The sequence below is a fragment of the Alloscardovia venturai genome, from assembly GCF_042676605.1.
GTDB classification, from domain to species: domain Bacteria; phylum Actinomycetota; class Actinomycetes; order Actinomycetales; family Bifidobacteriaceae; genus Alloscardovia; species Alloscardovia venturai.
The window spans coordinates 117,638-135,127 of the sequence record NZ_JBHTHQ010000021.1 but is presented as its reverse complement, the minus strand read 5'-3'; the positions used below and the strand labels follow the sequence as shown (position 1 = coordinate 135,127).

The window sequence follows — 17,490 nt, the reverse complement described above, 5'->3', positions numbered from 1 at the left end:
AAATCCTTAATCCTTGACGATGGTCATCACCGTGTTGTGAGGTTTGTCTTCCACGATAGTCATCGCAGCTTTGAACAACGAATATGTATCCTTAGTCGCAGTTGACCTCTCAAAATTCCATAGAGCGGCATAATATTTTTCACTTACAGGAACACTTGTCTGATGAGTTGCATGAGCTGCGTCTGCCGCGCCATGAGAGATGCTTTGTGCTATGACAATTGCGACTCCATGCGAGCGTGCCGATATGAGAACTGGCATCCACTTTTTTACTGTACTTTCCGTAAGAGTATCTTTGGGAAGAACGATAATTCGCGGATATGCGGCGATAGCAGATTGTGCTAATGAAATCTGCTCATCGATTGACGTAGCACTTCGGTAACGTGCGACGATACCGGTTTTTTCGATATCGTTTGCAACTTTTCTCATGAAAGACGAGCAAGAGGACGAGTGGGGATGAAAAGATGCAATAACGTCTACAATGACGTTTTTAACGTCTCCATCATCGTCTCGTGACACGTACTGGCTCGCTTCACTGAGCGTATAGCTATGGCCTATCGCACTATTTCGTGGAGGGTCACATGCTGCCAGGCTTAAAAGAACTCCACATACAATTACAGCGACTGCGTTCACACGCAATCGCAAGTGTTGGTGTCTGTGCTCACGTTTCATAAGAGTCTATTCTATGAAACGCAATCTACGAGATGAAGCGTTCCACTTTCATATGCAAATGATATTTGTCGCGTAGCTCTGCGATTTTAGGCATTTCAGGAGATTTATGATGAGCATCGAGTTCTGCTTGGCTCGTCCACTGATCGATAAGCAGGATGGTGTCAGGATCGTCAAGCGGCTGATAATACTCGTAGCGAAGGTTTCCTTGACGTTTACGAATTGTCTGCACAATTCCGCACTCTGTCATTTCGCGTGCAAAATCTTGTGCGGCACCGTCTTTACCTGTGTATCGGATATTGATGGTAAGGGTCATCTATAGTATCCTTTCTTTCTTCAAAAATTCGTGCGCTACTGTGCTCGCAGACTTGCCTTGAACATTGACTTCATAGTTCATCGAGGACATCTGCTTCTCAGTAATTTTCCCTGAAAGCTTATTGAGAATCTTCTCCAATTCAGGATGTTCCTTGAGTGTTTGTGCTCTCATCAATGGTGCACCTTGGTAAGGTGGGAAAAGCATCTTATCGTCTTTAAGCACTGTAAGGTGATACTGGGAAATCTGACTATCTGTAGAATACGCGTCGATAATTTGCACGTCGCCATTTTCTAGTGCTTGATAGCGTAATGACGGCTCCATCGTGGCGACGTTGAGACGCAATCCATAAATGATTTTAAGACCTCTACCACCATCAGCTCGATCATTAAATTCGAGAGAAAACCCTGCTTTTGCTTCGCCTTGTACTTTACCCAAGTCAGAGATAGTCGTAAGACCATGCTCACGAGCATACCCTGATTTTACAGCAAGAGCATATGTATTCTGATATTTCATAGGTTTGAGAAGAACCAAATTATCCTGCTTCTTTATACCATCTCGAGCGGTAACGTACACTTGCTGTGGATCGTTACTTACATGCGGCGGATTCTTTAAAAGTGATGAAGTAATTGTCCCCGTAAATTCTGGATAGATATCAATTTTCCCTGACTTCAACGCATTATAGACAAAACTGGTCTTACCGAAATTTGGCTTTACTTCAACGGTTATATCGCTATTCTTCTCTATAAGCTCTTTATACATATTCATAAGAATTTCTGGTTCAGAGCCAAGCTTCCCCGCAACGACAATATGTGTTGTCTTATGCGAGTTCACAGCACTGACCATACTTGGAGTCGCATACGATATGCCGAGCGCTATACAAAGCGCAGTGAAAGTAGCAAGAGTCTTCTTCATACTCAGCTTACTCATCCACCCAATACCGTAATGAGCAACTATTGCTAGCGTTGCAGACGTCAATGCGCCAATGAGGATAAGCGGCATATTATTGCGATCAATTCCCAGCAAGATAAATGATCCTAGTCCTCCCGCTCCGATAAGAGCAGCAAGAGTTGCAGTACCGATAATCATCACTGCTGCAAGGCGAACTCCTGCCATGATAACGGGCATTGCGATAGCGACACGATATGTCTTGAGCTTTTCCCACTCACTCATGCCAAAGGCCTCAGCAGCCTCTTCAAGTTGCGGATCGACTTGACGAAGTCCTGTCAAAGTATTTTGCAGGATAGGAAAAATCGCATAGATGATGAGCGCTACAACAGCTGGAACAGTCCCGATACCCATAATAGGAATGAAAAGGCCAAGTAATGCGAGGGACGGAATTGTTTGGAAAATGGCCGTTATCTGTACAACAACATCTGATACTTTCCGCCAGCGTTGCAGAAGAAACGCGAGAGGGACAGCAATAGCAATAGATACGATCAGGGCAAGAAGTGAAATCTGAATATGCTGCCCAAGAGCTATCCACCAATCAGTTTGGCGATCGAGAAATGTAGAGATAAAAGCAGCCATCTATATACCCTGCCCATCAAAAAGTTTTGCGACAAAATCAGTTGCTGCATGGTGGGTAACGTCATGCGGTGTACCGATTTGTTCAATATTGCCATCGTGGACGATACATACGCGGTCAGCAATCTTTACTGCTTCTGTCATATCGTGCGTTACAAAAACGACTGTCGTCTTAAACTCTTTATGCAAATCTACGACCAACTCCTGCAATTGCACGCGACTCATAGGGTCAAGTGCAGAAAACGGTTCATCCATCAAGATGATATCTGGTCGAGTTATCAACGCTCTCAGGATGCCAATTCGCTGTGCCTGTCCACCAGAGAGATCCTGCGGCATACGATTCATAAATTCTTGCGGTGAAAGACCGACTTTATCGAGCAGAATCTCCGTCTGCTGCTTGATACGCTCTGGTCTCCACTTTTTCATCTTTGCGATAACTGCGATATTTTCTGCAACCGTAAGATTAGGAAATAATGAGCCAGCCTGAAGGACGTAGCCAACATCGAATCGTAGATCGCGAAGATTATAGTCAGTGACACGTTTCCCATTGACGAGAACATCTCCCTGCGTTGCCGTCTCAAGTGCATTAATCATCTTCAGCATAGTTGTCTTGCCAGAGCCAGAAGGTCCGACGAGTACAAAGAACTCGCCGTCACGGATAGTAAAGTTTGCAGAATTGAGAACTCGGTGATCCCCAAAATCTTTGACAACGTTTCTAAACTCAATCATTCACTCTTCCCTTTGCCTCGTCGCACAGTATGCACTTCACTACGATTGTTCTTCGCCCACAGCCACAGAGCTATATCAGTCACTCGTTTTACTAGAATATCAGTGTCATCTACTCCATACGGTATCTGAATCGCACCTTTTGTCGTCTTGTATTGGGATAGACGGTGAGAAAATTCTTCGATCGCCTGCGATCCCGGATAGATTCCGATGTGTTTCTTCATTGCAGCCATATGTACGACCGGAGTAGAGCCATAGTATACACTTGGCATACCCCAAGCGAAACGCAGTGAAAGAGAATCAACCTTCTCTACATTAAGTGCAGAAAGCACAGCACGCCAGAGTACGACAAGCTGCTTGCGATGATTATCGTCATCAATCGCTAAGAAGTATTCATCTATAGTCATCGCAAGTCATCTCTTTCATCGAGTAATCCTCATATATGCTTCACTGTGAAATTTTTTTGAAAAGTTAGAGAGCAAAGTCAATGAAACGTTCAGCAGTTTCTGCTGCAAAATGGTCCATGAATAACGACTTACCCGTGTCTAACGTCGCGATAGAATCCATGTCTCCCTGTGTAAGTTCAAAATCAAAGACATCGATGTTCTGTTCCATTCGCTCCTTATGGACAGTCTTCGGAATGACAACGATATCACATTGGAGCAAGTAGCGGAGACCTACTTGTGCCGCGGTTTTACCATACTTTTCACCAATCTTTGTGAGCGTTTCATTCGTGAAGAAATTATTTTCTCCTTCAGCAAAGGGCCCCCACGACTCATGCTGCACACCCAGTTTCTTCATATATTCATGGTTTTCCTGCTGTTGGAAAAAGACATGCGTTTCTACCTGGTTAACGGCTGGGACAATGCCAGTGAAATGAGCTAAATCAATCATGCGATTCGCTGAGAAATTCGATACACCAATTGCACGAATTTTTCCTGCTTCACGCGCCTCCTGTAAAGCACGATACGTGGAATAATAGTCACCAAATGGCTGATGAATGAGCATTAAATCAAGATACTCAGTTTTCAACTTCTTCAAAGATTCGTCAATAGATGCCTTCGCAGCTTCATACCCTTCGTTGTAAAACCATACTTTAGATGTGATGAAAAGCTCAGAACGGTCGAGAGAAGATTGCGCAACTGCAGATCCGACACCCTCTTCATTGCGATACAACTGCGCAGTATCAATGTGCCGATAACCTACCTCAAGAGCTTCACGTACTGCACGTTCAGTATCTTCTGGCGGAGTCTGATACACGCCGAAGCCAAGCTTAGGCATCTTTACGCCGTTATTGAGAGTTACATAATCCATAAAAAGTCCTTTACCCGTTTTATTTTTTACCCACACTACTCGGAAAAAGAAAAATGCTCCTCCTTTTATCGTTCATAGCAAAAAGGAAAGCGCTATATGATATGTGAGCGAAGGCACAATAATTTGATTTACTTATAATCTTCTACATCAAATTTGCGTTTTTTGAAATAATAGTCACGGTCTTCTTCTGTGATGTTTCGAACCACTCGCGCCGGATTACCAGCTGCAATAGTCCAATCAGGAATGTCGTGCGTTACTACTGAACCACCGCCGATAACGACGTTGGAACCAATCGTCACTCCTGGAAGTATGACGACATTACCACCTATCCATACGTTGTCCCCAATTGTTACGGGGATACCGTACTCGTATCCTGAATTTCGGGAATCTGGGTGGACAGGGTGACCTGCTGTATAGATAGAAACATTTGGTGCAAACATCACATTATCGCCGATAGTGACATCGCCCACGTCCAAAATAGTGGCATTATAGTTCGCAAAGAAATTCTTTCCTACGTGAATATTCGTTCCATAATCGCAATGGAACGGCGCTTCCACCCACGTGGTGTCGTCCGCTGTCCCGAAAATCTCTTGAAGAAGCCGATTGACCTGATTCATATCATCCGGATGGAGATTATTCAGTTTATAAATTTTTTTCTTACACTCGATGCGCTGCTCAGGAAGACCATCTCGATCTGCGATATATGGCAGAGCCGCGTGCATACGTTCCTCTTGATTTTCTGTTTCACGAGTCTTTGTCATTGCTTATCTCCTATACATCCCAAACTGTGCTATATTGTGCGCTAATTACTAGATTAATTGTCGCACTCGCTGCTGAAGTTGCGGAATTACTTCGCGCTCAAACCACGGATTTTTTGCCTGCCAAATATTATTCCGCCCCGAGGGGTGTACAAGTGGAAAATATCGTGGACCGTACTGTGCGAAATTACGCACAACATCAGTAAGGCGCTCAGAGGATTTCAGATTGAGATATCGTTTTGTCGAATATCCCCCAATCGTTACAAAGAGTTCAGCCTTTGGCATACACTCAAGTAAACGAGGATGCCATAACTGTGCGAACTCTTTGCGAGGAGGTAAGTCTCCTGACTTTCCAACTCCAGGGAAATAGGCATCCATATTCATAATGGCAATACGGTCAGAGGTATAAAAAGTTTCCATATCGACACCCAACCACTCGCGAAGTCTGTCTCCGCTCGGATCATTCCACGGCGTCAACGTATCTTGAGCGAAATGACCCGGCGCTTGACCTATAAGTACGATGCGTGCTTGTGGATGTATGGACAGCAGTGGTTTAATTCCTTGGCTCGTAAAGTCACGATTCATGTCATGCGCCATCATTTCGTCAACGATAACCTGAACTCGTGGCGTGTCCTGATGATCCGGATGATGCCATACCTGATCGGTGTACGCAGACACACGTTCGCGGAGCATATCTTGTGAAAGCATTACTTCTCCTTTTTCTGAGAAGATTTCGTTCTAAGGCTTGCGCCAATGATTACTCCCACGATGAGTGGCACAATCCACCCCATACCGTATTGAGACAGTGGTTGTAGCCTATTGAGTGCGCTTACTGCGTTATAGACAGCAGGCACTTGAGCTTTAAAGAGTCCTACAATAGATACAAGCAATGTTAGTGTTGCAGATGCAGTCGTCAATCCTATGCCCCACACAAAAACAGAGGTACGATAGTGGAAGAGTTTTCCACACAACGCAAGGATAATGAGAGCGATTGCTAACGGGTAGAGGAACGACAAGGCCGGCACAGAGACTGTAATAATAGCGTTAAGCCCAGCATTTGCAATGCTAGCAGAGATTATCGTAAACAGGATAGCCCAGCGATTGTATGTCATTACCCGCGGGAACAGACTAGTAAATGTTGTACTCAAAGATGTAATCAATCCAATTGCCGTTTTCGCGCATGCAACGGTAATAATGATGCCAAGAAGCACGCCACCAAATGTGCCAAAATAGTGCTGAGCTATCTTAAATAGTGCCGTTCCACCATCAGAGCTTACACCAATCACGTCGACAGATTGTGAGCCAATGATAGTGAGCACAACATAAATACCCACCATCATGGCAGACGAATATAGCCCCGATTTAATAGCACTCAACGCAGTGTCTTGAGGCTCTTTGACCCCAAGACCTCTCACTACATCTACCAAGATGACGCCAAATGCTAAGGATGCAAGCACATCCATAGTGTTATACCCCTCAAGAAAACCAGCAAAAAATGTATGCGCCGCGTACTCAGAAGACGGCTTAACCACAGACATATCTCCCATCGGATGTATCAACGCCACAATGACAAGAATTGCAAGAAATGTAAGAAAGATTGGGTTCAGAATTTTGCCAATCCAATCCAAAATCCCATGAGGCTTGAGACTAAAGAACAATACAACAGCAAAGAAAAGTATGGAGAAAATCCCCAATGCAACCTGCTGATTTTCACCCGGTAGGAGTGGCGCTACTCCCACTTGAAATGACACAGTGGCTGTACGCGGTATCGCGAAAAGCGGGCCAATCGTCAGATAGAGTGCTACCGTAAAGAAATACGCGTAGCCCTTTGATACTAAACTGCTCAAATCGAAAAGACCAGAGCTTCGAGAGATTGCAAGTGCTGCAATGCCAAGGAGCGGTAGTCCCACTCCAGTAACGCAAAACCCTATAGCCGCAGCCCAACTTTGCGACCCCGCATTCTGTCCCATAGACACTGGAAAAATAAGGTTCCCCGCTCCAAAGAACAGACCGAAAAGCATAGAGGCGACAGTGATGGTCTGCTTGAAATTTAACTTTTTTATCAATGCACTTACCTAAAATCACATATAAAGATGAAGATAATGACAATTAAAGTCTGCAATATGAATATACAAGTTGAGGCTAGATAATTACTAGCCTCAACTTCTTTCCGCGTATGTACGCATACTTGTCGACCTACTACGCCGTTATCGTTTATAGAGTATCGGACCAACTTACTCCCACTCAATAGTCGCCGGCGGCTTGGAAGTAACATCCAAGACCACACGATTAATCTCACGACACTCATTAGTGATACGCGTAGAAATTTGCGCAAGTACATCGTAAGGCACACGAGACCAGTCAGCAGTCATTGCATCCTCAGAAGATACCGGGCGCAGAACAATTGGAGAACCATACGTACGTTCATCACCCTGAACACCCACAGAGTGGACATCAGCGAGGAGCACTACTGGGCACTGCCAGATATCGCGATCAAGACCTGCTTTGGAGAGTTCTTCACGCGCAATCGCATCAGCTTCTCGAAGAGCCGCTAAACGCTCACGAGTAATTTCGCCTACGATGCGAATTGCAAGACCTGGACCTGGGAATGGCTGGCGCCACACCATCTCTTCTGGCAGACCAAGCTCGGTGCCGACTGCGCGCACTTCGTCCTTAAATAAAGTACGCAATGGCTCGATGAGATCAAACTTCAAATCGTCAGGCAGTCCGCCAACGTTGTGGTGAGACTTAATATTTGCAGCACCATCACCACCGCCAGATTCTACGACATCCGGGTAGAGGGTGCCTTGTACAAGGAACTTAATCTCGCTACCCGCATTTGCTGCATCAGCAACAATCTGTCGCGTGGCCTTCTCAAATGTGCGAATGAACTTCTCGCCGATAATTTTGCGCTTACGTTCAGGCTCAGAAACACCCTCAAGCGCAGTTAAGAAATCGTCAGAGGCATCTACAGTCACGAGCTTGATACCCGTAGCCTCTACGAAGTCATGCTTAACTTGCTCGACTTCGCCTTTACGTAATAGACCGTGGTCTACAAATACGCACGTGAGTTGGTCGCCAATTGCTTTATGCACGAGAGCTGCTGCTACTGCAGAGTCCACGCCGCCGGAAAGCCCGCAGATTACCTGTGCATCGCCCACCTGTTTACGAATCTTTGCTACCTGCTCATCGATAATGGAATGAGAATCCCAAGAGTTTGGAAGCTTTGCTTCCTTATGGAGGAAGTTCTCAATGATATCCTGACCAAGCGGAGTGTGCTTTACTTCTGGATGCCACTGTACACCAAAGAGACCACGCTCTTCGTTTGCCATAGCTGCTACAGGAGCGCCTTCTGTATGAGCAAGTACTTCAAAGCCCTCAGGCGCCTTCTGCACCGCCACACCGTGACTCATCCATGTGATTTGAGTTTCAGGAGAACCAGCCAAAATGCTATCAGCATTATCAATGAGCGCCTCAGTCTTACCGTATTCGCCGAGTGCAGCTTTATCAACCACACCTCCCAGCTGGTAGGACATGACTTGGAAACCATAACAAATACCCAACATTGGTATGCCAAGGTTGAAGATATCTGGATCAAGCATCGGTGCGCCGTCAACATACACCGATGCAGGCCCACCTGAAAGGATAATTGCTTGCGGATCTTTCTCCATCATCTCTGCGGCAGTAATAGAGTTAGGAACAATTTCAGAGTAAACATGAGCTTCACGCACACGACGTGCAATCAATTGTGCATATTGCGCACCGAAGTCGACAACAAGCACTGGACCGTTGGCCATTATGCCTCCAGATTTTACGGTAATACCTTATAAAGAGATACTCTATTATGCGAAATGTTATCGACAAACAAATTTGTACTCATTTCTTGTCTAAGTTCTGTTTCAACACACATCACGACACGCTCAAACGCTAATTTTTTCTCCTGAAATTGTAACATTTTCTTGTGTAATTCACAAAATCAGTAATCTCTTGTAGATACTGAAATTACTCGAATTAAACTACTTCTTTTAAGAAAAACGCGTTAAGTAATGTAACATATACGAACATTACCACCATTAAAATAAAACATTTACGTTCAATTCATAACTTGACTAAACAAACACTCTTGTTTTCGTCATAGCCCTCCCATAAAATTATAGGCGTATGAGGGCGGTGTATGCCGAACTCAGTAAGTAAAATAATGCACCTATATTGTAGGAGGCAAGGACACATGACAAGTCCTGTAATTGGTACTCCATGGAAGAAGCTTAATGCTCCAGTTTCCGAGGAGGCTCTTGAAGGCGTAGACAAGTACTGGCGTGCTGCTAACTATCTTTCAATCGGTCAGATTTACCTTCGTAGCAACCCATTGATGAAGGAACCTTTCACTCGTGAGGATGTAAAGCATCGTCTTGTAGGTCATTGGGGCACTACTCCTGGCCTTAACTTCCTCATCGGTCATATCAACCGTCTCATCGCTGATCACGGTCAGAATACCGTAATCATCATGGGTCCTGGTCACGGTGGACCAGCTGGTACAGCTCAGTCTTACCTCGATGGTACCTACACTGAGTATTTCCCAGAAATCACTAAGGATGAAGCTGGCTTGCAGAAGTTCTTCCGCCAGTTCTCTTACCCAGGTGGTATTCCTTCTCACTTCGCACCAGAGACTCCAGGTTCCATCCACGAGGGTGGCGAGCTTGGTTATGCTCTCTCCCACGCTTATGGCGCTGTCATGAACAACCCAAGCCTTTTCGTACCAGCTATCGTCGGCGATGGCGAAGCAGAAACAGGTCCTTTGGCTACAGGTTGGCAGTCCAACAAGCTCGTAAACCCACGTACTGATGGTATCGTTCTTCCAATCTTGCACTTGAACGGTTACAAGATTGCAAACCCAACCATCCTCTCCCGTATTTCTGATGAAGAGCTTCACGAGTTCTTCCACGGTATGGGTTACGAACCATACGAATTCGTTGCTGGTTTCGATGATGAAGACGCTATGAGCATCCACCGTCGTTTCGCTGATCTCTTCGAGACTGTCTTCGATGAGATTTGCGATATCAAGGCAACTGCTCAGACCAACGATGTTGATCGTCCATTCTACCCAATGATTATCTTCCGCACTCCAAAGGGTTGGACTTGCCCTAAGTTCATCGACGGCAAGAAGACTGAAGGCTCTTGGCGCGCTCACCAGGTACCACTTGCATCTGCTCGTGATACTGAAGAGCACTTCGAAGTTCTCAAGAACTGGCTCGAGTCCTACAAGCCAGAAGAGCTCTTCGACGAGAATGGCGCAGTACGTCCAGAGGTAACCGCATTTATGCCTGAAGGCGAATTGCGTATCGGCGAAAATCCTAACGCTAACGGTGGTCGCATCCGCGAAGACCTCAAGCTCCCTAACCTTGACGATTACGAGGTAAAGGAAGTTAAGGAATATGGTCACGGTTGGGGTCAGCTCGAGGCTACTCGTAAGCTTGGTGAATATACTCGCGATATTATCAAGCTCAACCCAGACAGCTTCCGCATCTTCGGACCTGATGAGACTGCATCTAACCGTCTCCAGGCTGCATACGAAGTTACCAAGAAGCAGTGGGACAACGGCTATCTCTCCTCCCTCGTCGATGAGAACATGGCTGTTACTGGTCAGGTAACTGAGCAGCTTTCTGAGCATCAGATGGAAGGCTTCTTGGAAGCTTACCTCTTGACTGGTCGTCACGGTATTTGGAGCTCTTATGAGTCCTTCGTACACGTCATCGACTCCATGCTCAACCAGCACGCTAAGTGGCTCGAAGCAACTGTTCGTGAGATTCCATGGCGCAAGCCAATCTCCTCCATGAACTTGCTTGTTTCTTCTCACGTATGGCGTCAGGATCACAACGGCTTCAGCCACCAGGATCCAGGTGTAATCGATATCCTCCTCAACAAGAACTTCAACAACGATCATGTTGTAGGCATCTACTTCCCAGTAGACTCCAACATGCTTCTTGCAGTAGCTGAGAAGGCATACAAGTCCACCAACAAGATCAATGCAATCGTTGCTGGTAAGCAGCCAGCTGCTACATGGTTGACTCTTGATGAAGCGCGCGCAGAACTCGAAAAGGGTGCTGCAGAGTGGAAGTGGGCATCTAACGCTGAAGGCGACGATGTTGATATCGTTCTCGCTTCTATCGGTGATGTTCCAACTCAGGAACTCTTGGCTGCTGCTGATAAGCTCGCTGCTTATGGCATCAAGTTCAAGTTCGTGAACGTCGTTGATTTGCTCTCTATTCAGAATGCTTCTGAGAATGACGAAGCACTCTCCGATGAAGAGTTCACTGAGCTCTTCACTGCTGACAAGCCAGTTCTCATGGCTTACCATGCATATGCTCGTGAGGTACGTTCCCTCATCTGGAACCGTCCAAACCACGACAACTTCAACATTCATGGTTATGAAGAGCAGGGTTCCACCACTACCCCATTCGACATGGTTCGTGTTAACAACATCGACCGTTACGAGCTCACTGCGGAAGCACTCCGTGCTGTTGATGCAGATAAGTTCGCAGCTGAAATTGAGAAACTCGAAGCATTCCGCACCGAAGCATTCCAGTTCGCAGTTGACAACGGCTACGATCACCCAGATTATACCGATTGGGTATACTCCGGCGTTAACACCGAAAAGAAGGGTGCAATTTCTGCAACCGCTGCAACAGCAGGTGACAACGAGTAAGGTTCCTTACCAGTTAACTGCTTAAGTCTCAGCGAGGTCTCATCCATTACGGGTGAGACCTCTTCTTTTTCCAAAATCCTGAACGAGCCATTAATCCCCCGTCGAGTTTCTCTCTTCGCCCCCGTAGCATAAACTAAATACTGTTTATAACACATGACACAAAGGAGTACCCATGAGTTTAAAAACCGTTTATATTGCAAGTCCAGAAGGTCAAAATGGAAGGAATGTCGTATCTGTTGGTGTGACGACTGCCGTCGCCTCAGCATACAAGACAGCTACATTCCGCCCTATTGTATGTCATAAAGATGCATTCACTCAAAACCTCATTAATCTCGGTAGTGTGAGCCAAACTTTTGAGGAGTCCCGAGTTCTCTGCCCCATGCGTGCACTCGATAATCATCAATCTGCACGTGGCGACGTCGCTCGCGCTTGGGAAAATTTTAAGCTCACGCACACCGATGCTGAAGCAGTTATCATTACAGGACAGAATGGCAGCTCAGTATTTGATCCAGACGGTTTCAACCTCGATCTTCGTATTGCTGCTGATCTATCTGCCCCGGTGTTTCTCGCCATTTGTAGTATTCCTCGTAATGCAAAGCAACTTCGTCGTACAATAGACGTCTGCATTCGCGACACAGAAAAAGTTGGAAACTCTGTCGCTGGTATATTCGTGACAGGTATCGATGTCAACGATTCCCAGAAAGTCGCCGAAATTTCTCAGCAGCTTGAAAGCTTAGAGTATCCTTATTGGGTAATTCCAGCACATGATTGCATGGAAGAAACTGATATTGAGCCGTCACTAGAAATTTTCCGCGAGGCAGCTCCAACGTCGGAAGTGCTTGCTGCCCTCGATAGAACTTTCAAAGAACCTACAACCCCATTTGCTTTCCAAGCTCAACTTCTTACAAAGGCAGCATCTGACAAACAAACTATTGTCTTGCCTGAAGGTGAAGAAGACCGCATTATTAAAGCTGCAGACTATTTGCTTGAGCGCGATATAGTAGACCTTATCGTGGTCGGGGTTGAAGAATCCATTAAGGCTCGTGCCACTGAGCTTGGTCTGAAATCACTGAACAAGGCAAAGTTCCAAGCAATGGATGATGAGTCCATCCTTACTCCGATGGTTGATAAGCTCGTAGAACTTCGCGCACATAAAGGAATGACTGAAGACAAGGCGCGTAAAACTCTCAAAGACCCATCCTACTTCGGGACGATGCTTGTAGTCCTCGGATACGCAGATGGTCTAGTTTCCGGTTCCATCAATTCCACTGCAAACACTGTGCGTCCAGCACTTCAAGTTATCAAGACTAAGCCAGGTCAGTCTCTTGTATCCGGCGCATTCCTCATGTGCTTTGAAGATCATATCGCTGTATTCGCGGATTGCGCTATCAATTTGAATCCGAATGCTGATCAGCTTGCAGAAATTGCTCTTCAGTCTGCTGAGACTGCACGTTCGTTTGGTTTGGAACCTCGCGTGGGAATGCTGACTTACTCAACTCTCGGCTCGGGTTCCGGCCCAGATGTTGATTTGGTTACAGAAGCTACTGAGAAGCTCACTGAGCGTGACCCTCATCTCGCAGTAGTCGGTCCTATCCAGTTCGATGCAGCATGGTCACCAGAAGTTGCAGCTACTAAGGCAAAAGATAATGCAGTCGCAGGTCATGTCAACGTCTTTGTATTCCCTGACCTTTCTGCTGGAAACATTGGGTATAAAGCTGTACAGCGTTCATCCGGAGCACTTGCTATCGGACCAGTACTCCAAGGCCTTAATAAGCCTGTTAATGATCTATCTCGAGGTGCTACCGTTGATGACATTATCAACACTATCGCATTGACCGCGGTATACGCTCAGCAAGATAAAGAGTAGGTGAATCCTCAATATTTTCTGAGAATTTTGTGCGCTGCTATCTTCAAAAGTATGCGGCGCAGAGTAATCTCACTAAGGGATATATAACAATTTGAAGGAGGACGAGCAGTGGCAAAAACTGTACTCGTTATTAATTCTGGTTCTAGCTCTATCAAGTATCAGTTAGTGGACTTAGAAAACGGCGAAGGTCTCGCATCTGGTCTTGTGGAGAAAATTGGTGAGCCAGTCAATGGTATTTATACTCACAAGTACAACGGTGAGAAACATCAGTTCGAAGATGAGGTTATCAAGGACCATGAACAGGGACTGAAGCGCGTTCTTCAGTTCTTCGATGAATATGGTCCAAATCTCAAGGAATACGACCTTGTAGCAGTTGGTCACCGTGTCGTCCAGGGTGGTTCAGTATTCCCTACTCCTGCACTTGTGACTCCTGAGACAATTGCTCAGGTTAAGGACTTGGCAGTTCTTGCTCCACTGCACAACGGTCCAGAGGCAACTGGTGCAGAGGTCATGACTCGTCTGCTTCCAGACGTACCTCAAGGATTTGTCTTTGATAGTTCCTTCTTCTTCCAGCTTCCAGAAGCATCAGCAACGTATGCTCTGAACAAGGAAGTAGCTGATAAGTATAAGATTCGCCGCTATGGTGCGCACGGGACTTCTCACGAATACATTGGTGGTGTAGCTCCACGGGTCGCAGGCAAGGATCCTGAAGGTTTGAAGCAGATTGTGCTCCACATCGGCAATGGTGCTTCTGTATCTGCGCAGATCTCTGGTAAGCCAGTTGAGACTTCCATGGGGCTTACCCCACTTGAAGGCCTCATGATGGGTTCTCGTACTGGTGACATCGATCCAGCCGCGGTATTCCACCTGATTCGCAATGCAGGTATGAACGTCGACGAACTTGATACCCTCTTTAATAAGAAGTCAGGTCTTATGGGTATGACTGGTCACGGTGATATGCGTGAAGTGCTTGCGCTACGCGAAGAGGGCGATGCAAATGCGAAGCTCGCTATCGACGTTTACGTACACCGTATCATCAGCTATATCGGTAACTACACTGCACAAATGGGTGGTTTGGACCTTATTACCTTCACTGCAGGCGTAGGAGAAAACTCTGCCCCTATTCGTCAGTTTGTTTGCGAGAAACTTGCTCCATTTGGTGTCAAGATTGACCTCGAAAAGAATGCGGTATTCACTTCTGAGCCTCGCGTTATCTCCACTCCAGATAGCTCTGTAACCATTGCTGTTATCCCAACTAACGAAGAGTTGGCAATTGCGCAAAAAGTAGCAAAGCTCGCTGAAGAGGGCGACGCTTACGGAAATAAGTTTAACGCGTAGTCTCTTTGCCTTTGCTGTGGTAGCACATTAATACCACATTGTTTGAGGGCTGTTTCAATGTGAACTATAGTTCACATTGAAACAGCCCTCAAATACTTAAAACGCCACGATCTTATTTATAGCGACACAGATACTAAATTCGGCTTAAAATTTCGTCGTGCAGTAATCCATTTGAAGCAAGAGCGCACCCGCCCCACGGTCCCGGTCTTCCACTGAGATCTGTAAATGTGCCACCGGCTTCAGTGACGATAGGCACGAGAGCAGCCATATCATATAGGTCAAGCTCTGGTTCTAGAGCAGCATCTACAGCTCCTTGTGCTACAAGCATATACTGCCAAAAATCGCCAAAACCTCGCAGCCGCCAGACTTCATCGGTAAGCGCTATAATCTTGTCTCGATTTCCACGCTCTTTCCATCCAATCAGACTTGAAAAAGAAAGCGATGCATCAGAAAGATTGTTTACACGGGAAACATGAATTTGCTGAGCATCATCAATCCCCTTACCCATATAAGCACCCTGTCCACGAAGAGCAAACCATCGAAAACCGAGAGCAGGAGCAGAAACGACAGAAGCTACAAGCTCATCTCCTGCCTGGAAACCGATGAGAGTAGCCCATACGGGAACTCTACGTACAAAATTCTTTGTCCCATCAATAGGATCAAGTATCCATCGCCGTCCAGCGCTCGCCTGCTGTCCTAGCTCCTCTCCATAGACCGTATCATCACTGTTATAACGTTGGATTCCTTCACGGATGGAGCGTTCTACCGTCCTATCAGCATCTGTCACAGGAGTATTGTCCGGTTTAGTTTCCACGTAAAGATCTACTGCTCCGAAGCGCGCCATACTTATTTCATCTGCCCTATCAGCAAACTCTAAAGCGTGAATAAGGTCATCATAGTACTGTGCAGATGAATCAATCATTTTTATGTCCTACCATCGTCGTCCACATTCCTACAAAATCAGGGATTGTCTTTTTTGTCGTTTCTATATGACGGATACAAGTATGGGGAACGACGAGTCCAATCATTGCAGCAAAAGTTGCCATACGATGATCTGCATAGCTCTCCATAACTTCACCGTGCAAATTATCTCGCGAAACCGCATGAATAGTAAGACCGTCCATAGTCTGCTCTGCTCTACCACCAAATCGATTAATCTCAGTGGTCAGAGCAGCGAGTCGGTCCGTTTCGTGCCCGCGCAAATGTGCGATTCCAGTAAACGTAGAATCTTCCCGAGCGAGAGCAGCGAGAGCAGCTAAACTTGGCGCAATTTCCCCAGCGGGACTTAGGTCGTAAGTACCTAGACCTTCAATGGAACCATTTCCAGTCACAGAAAGTACATGCGTGTCCTCATCAAATGTCACATCACCACCGAAGTCGCGCAAATACCCAGGAAGTAAAGCACCCGGCTGAGTCGATGAGCTCGGCCATCGAGGAACTCGCACGGTACCGCCTGCAATGAGAGCTGCTCCCAAGAACGGCGCTGCATTAGACAAATCTGGCTCAATAACTATGTTTGATGGTAATTGAACTGTGTGCGTCGGTACAGACCATGTTTTGTGCTTATACGTTGCTTTTCCACCCGCAGTCGCTATGTCTGTCATAGTCATGCGAATATGAGGCATACTTGGCAGTGTTTTACCAGTATGAGTTACAGTAATTTCTCCATCCCATCGCGCAGAAGCGAGTAGTAAGCCGGAAATAAACTGGGATGATGCTGAAGAATCAATTGATATATGTTTATCTTCATGAAGCTGATAATCTGTAGGAGGTATCACCGTAAACGGTAAATGCCCCTTTATCCCTTCGTAAGTTATCTTTGCTCCGAGCTGTTCGAGCCCATCGAGTAAAGGTTTCATCGGCCGCTTATACGCCTGATTATCTCCATCGAAATATACCGGACCATCAGCATACAATGCTAGAGCAGGAACAAAGCGCATAACCGTCCCCGCAAGACCACAAAAAACACGAATATTCCCTCGGAACTCGCCAGCGCGAGGAGGCACTACCGTCACTACTGTTTCATCACTGGTGTCGGTCTCACATATAACGCCAAGCTGTTCCAGTGCGGTCATCATCAGTTCAGTATCACGCGAGCGCAGTAGACCTTCAAGGCGTACAGGGTTTGATCCTAAAGCAGCTAAGACAAGGTAGCGATTTGATAATGATTTTGAACCTGGAACCTCTATCGTGGCGTCAAGAGGTCCACAAGCCAGTGGCGCCTCCCAAAGATTTTCTCGTGTCGTCAGCTCAGTCATGTTTTCTATCGTAACCGAGA

15 protein-coding genes are annotated in these 17,490 nt (G+C 46.2%); 3 read left to right on the top strand and 12 right to left on the bottom strand.

Going from position 1 to position 17,490, the window contains the following annotated elements; all coding sequences use genetic code 11:
- Nucleotides 1-6: 6 nt before the first annotated feature.
- The 10 genes from ACFQY8_RS03960 to guaA all read right to left on the bottom strand — a co-directional run bounded on the left by ACFQY8_RS03960 (nucleotide 7) and on the right by guaA (nucleotide 9,101).
- Nucleotides 7-426: a hypothetical protein gene (locus ACFQY8_RS03960; protein ID WP_377938606.1), complete on the bottom strand. Its 420-nt coding sequence runs from the start codon at nucleotides 424-426 to the stop codon at nucleotides 7-9.
- A gap of 268 nt (nucleotides 427-694) precedes the next feature.
- On the bottom strand, nucleotides 695-982 hold the full coding sequence (locus ACFQY8_RS03955) for a putative quinol monooxygenase (RefSeq protein ID WP_377938605.1): 288 nt from the start codon (nucleotides 980-982) through the stop codon (nucleotides 695-697).
- Nucleotides 983-2,509, bottom strand: a complete 1,527-nt coding sequence (locus ACFQY8_RS03950; RefSeq protein WP_377938604.1) for an ABC transporter permease/substrate-binding protein — start codon at nucleotides 2,507-2,509, stop codon at nucleotides 983-985.
- Nucleotides 2,510-3,235 carry an ATP-binding cassette domain-containing protein gene (locus ACFQY8_RS03945; protein WP_377938603.1) on the bottom strand — a complete coding sequence of 242 codons (726 nt, stop codon included), beginning with the start codon at nucleotides 3,233-3,235 and terminating at the stop codon, nucleotides 2,510-2,512.
- Entirely contained in the window at nucleotides 3,232-3,639 is a 408-nt protein-coding gene (locus ACFQY8_RS03940) for an iron chaperone (RefSeq protein WP_377938602.1), read from the bottom strand. The genes ACFQY8_RS03945 and ACFQY8_RS03940 overlap by 4 nt, the downstream gene beginning before the upstream one ends.
- Before the next feature lie 64 nt (nucleotides 3,640-3,703).
- On the bottom strand, nucleotides 3,704-4,546 hold the full coding sequence (locus tag ACFQY8_RS03935; protein ID WP_377938601.1) for an aldo/keto reductase: 843 nt from the start codon (nucleotides 4,544-4,546) through the stop codon (nucleotides 3,704-3,706).
- A 128-nt stretch (nucleotides 4,547-4,674) separates the two neighbouring features.
- Entirely contained in the window at nucleotides 4,675-5,307 is a 633-nt protein-coding gene (locus tag ACFQY8_RS03930; protein ID WP_377938600.1) for a sugar O-acetyltransferase, read from the bottom strand.
- A gap of 48 nt (nucleotides 5,308-5,355) precedes the next feature.
- A complete protein-coding gene (locus tag ACFQY8_RS03925) occupies nucleotides 5,356-6,012 on the bottom strand; it encodes a uracil-DNA glycosylase family protein (protein WP_377938599.1) in 657 nt (218 codons plus the stop codon).
- Nucleotides 6,012-7,370: a branched-chain amino acid transport system II carrier protein gene (gene brnQ / locus ACFQY8_RS03920; RefSeq protein ID WP_377938598.1), complete on the bottom strand. Its 1,359-nt coding sequence runs from the start codon at nucleotides 7,368-7,370 to the stop codon at nucleotides 6,012-6,014. Before brnQ ends, ACFQY8_RS03925 begins: the two co-directional genes overlap by 1 nt.
- Nucleotides 7,371-7,538: 168 nt before the next feature.
- Nucleotides 7,539-9,101, bottom strand: coding sequence for a glutamine-hydrolyzing GMP synthase (gene guaA, locus ACFQY8_RS03915; protein WP_377938597.1), 1,563 nt, complete (start codon nucleotides 9,099-9,101; stop codon nucleotides 7,539-7,541).
- Nucleotides 9,102-9,532: 431 nt separating this feature from the next.
- On the opposite strand from guaA, the gene ACFQY8_RS03910 reads away from it, so the two are divergent.
- From ACFQY8_RS03910 to ACFQY8_RS03900, 3 genes are all read left to right on the top strand, one after another.
- On the top strand, nucleotides 9,533-12,007 hold the full coding sequence (locus tag ACFQY8_RS03910) for a phosphoketolase (protein ID WP_377938596.1): 2,475 nt from the start codon (nucleotides 9,533-9,535) through the stop codon (nucleotides 12,005-12,007).
- A 172-nt stretch (nucleotides 12,008-12,179) separates the two neighbouring features.
- Nucleotides 12,180-13,874, top strand: a complete 1,695-nt coding sequence (gene pta / locus ACFQY8_RS03905; RefSeq protein ID WP_377938595.1) for a phosphate acetyltransferase — start codon at nucleotides 12,180-12,182, stop codon at nucleotides 13,872-13,874.
- Between the two features lie 108 nt (nucleotides 13,875-13,982).
- Nucleotides 13,983-15,212, top strand: a complete 1,230-nt coding sequence (locus ACFQY8_RS03900) for an acetate/propionate family kinase (RefSeq protein WP_377938594.1) — start codon at nucleotides 13,983-13,985, stop codon at nucleotides 15,210-15,212.
- Between the two features lie 133 nt (nucleotides 15,213-15,345).
- Here ACFQY8_RS03900 and ACFQY8_RS03895 read toward each other — a convergent pair whose 3' ends face one another.
- Nucleotides 15,346-16,134 (bottom strand): inositol monophosphatase family protein, encoded by a 789-nt coding sequence (locus ACFQY8_RS03895; protein ID WP_377938593.1) that lies wholly within the window; start codon nucleotides 16,132-16,134, stop codon nucleotides 15,346-15,348.
- A complete protein-coding gene (gene aroA / locus ACFQY8_RS03890; RefSeq protein WP_377938592.1) occupies nucleotides 16,127-17,470 on the bottom strand; it encodes a 3-phosphoshikimate 1-carboxyvinyltransferase in 1,344 nt (447 codons plus the stop codon). Before aroA ends, ACFQY8_RS03895 begins: the two co-directional genes overlap by 8 nt.
- Nucleotides 17,471-17,490 lie beyond the last annotated feature (20 nt).

What these genes read in the sequence shown, in the direction of transcription:
- ACFQY8_RS03925 (WP_377938599.1), bottom strand. Translation starts at nt 6,012, where the DNA reads ATGCTTTCACAAGATATGCTCCGCGAACGTGTGTCTGCGTACACCGAT.
- ACFQY8_RS03945 (WP_377938603.1), bottom strand. Translation starts at nt 3,235, where the DNA reads ATGATTGAGTTTAGAAACGTTGTCAAAGATTTTGGGGATCACCGAGTT.
- ACFQY8_RS03935 (WP_377938601.1), bottom strand. Translation starts at nt 4,546, where the DNA reads ATGGATTATGTAACTCTCAATAACGGCGTAAAGATGCCTAAGCTTGGC.
- aroA (WP_377938592.1), bottom strand. Translation starts at nt 17,470, where the DNA reads ATGACTGAGCTGACGACACGAGAAAATCTTTGGGAGGCGCCACTGGCT.
- pta (WP_377938595.1), top strand. Translation starts at nt 12,180, where the DNA reads ATGAGTTTAAAAACCGTTTATATTGCAAGTCCAGAAGGTCAAAATGGA.
- ACFQY8_RS03950 (WP_377938604.1), bottom strand. Translation starts at nt 2,509, where the DNA reads ATGGCTGCTTTTATCTCTACATTTCTCGATCGCCAAACTGATTGGTGG.
- ACFQY8_RS03960 (WP_377938606.1), bottom strand. Translation starts at nt 426, where the DNA reads ATGAGAAAAGTTGCAAACGATATCGAAAAAACCGGTATCGTCGCACGT.
- ACFQY8_RS03930 (WP_377938600.1), bottom strand. Translation starts at nt 5,307, where the DNA reads ATGACAAAGACTCGTGAAACAGAAAATCAAGAGGAACGTATGCACGCG.
- ACFQY8_RS03955 (WP_377938605.1), bottom strand. Translation starts at nt 982, where the DNA reads ATGACCCTTACCATCAATATCCGATACACAGGTAAAGACGGTGCCGCA.
- ACFQY8_RS03940 (WP_377938602.1), bottom strand. Translation starts at nt 3,639, where the DNA reads ATGACTATAGATGAATACTTCTTAGCGATTGATGACGATAATCATCGC.
- ACFQY8_RS03895 (WP_377938593.1), bottom strand. Translation starts at nt 16,134, where the DNA reads ATGATTGATTCATCTGCACAGTACTATGATGACCTTATTCACGCTTTA.
- ACFQY8_RS03910 (WP_377938596.1), top strand. Translation starts at nt 9,533, where the DNA reads ATGACAAGTCCTGTAATTGGTACTCCATGGAAGAAGCTTAATGCTCCA.
- guaA (WP_377938597.1), bottom strand. Translation starts at nt 9,101, where the DNA reads ATGGCCAACGGTCCAGTGCTTGTTGTCGACTTCGGTGCGCAATATGCA.